The following is a 658-nucleotide window of genomic DNA, read 5'->3' as shown; positions in this document are numbered from 1 at the left end:
CAGTGGCGTGTTGGTATTCAACACGTTGTTCGGGGCAATGAAGTCCACCGAACCGCTCGAAGCGTTAACCGGAATAGTGATCGACTGACCGTTGGCCAGGGTGATCACCAACGGAGCGCCGGTCACTGGGGCCGTTACCGAAGCGGTGTAGGTGACAACGCCACCTTCAACAGCGCTGGCGGTCGCGGTCAGAGTCACGGTCGACGTATCAATCGAATCCGTTACAGCAGTAACTGCTGCGGTTGGGCTGACTTCGAGGTGTTCGAAGTCGCCACCAGTGGTGCCAGTGATGGTCACGCTGACGCTGACGGCGTCGACGTACACGGTGTCTTTCGGTGCAGCGAAGGTGACAGAACCTTCGGTCGCATCCTTGGCGATGGTGATGGTTTCACCATTGCTCAAGGTGATCTTCATCTCGGTGCCGGCTGGGTTGGTCAGCTTGGCGGTGTAGACGATGTTGCCGCCTTCCTGGACGGAGCCGGTGGCCGACAAGGTCAGGCCGGTGGTGTCCAGACGAGCCGGATCATCGGTCACGACGGTGGTTGGAGTACCTGCGGTTTCCAGATGCTCGTAGTTGCCGCCGGTGACGCCGGTGATGCTGTTAGTCAGTGGCGTATTGGTGTTCAACACGTTGTTCGGTGCGATGAAGTCGACCGAG

At 59.1% G+C, this 658-nt stretch carries 1 protein-coding gene; it reads right to left on the bottom strand.

Annotated elements, in window-relative coordinates; genetic code table 11:
- A partial coding sequence (locus NTD82_RS15110; RefSeq protein ID WP_262129285.1) for an immunoglobulin-like domain-containing protein occupies positions 1-658 on the bottom strand: 658 nt, incomplete at both ends.

It is taken from the genome of Pseudomonas sp. 5P_5.1_Bac1, assembly GCF_025466015.1.
Classification (GTDB): Bacteria; Pseudomonadota; Gammaproteobacteria; order Pseudomonadales; family Pseudomonadaceae; genus Aquipseudomonas.
Note: the sequence above shows the minus strand (reverse complement) of the source record. Positions and strands in the feature narration are given on the sequence as shown.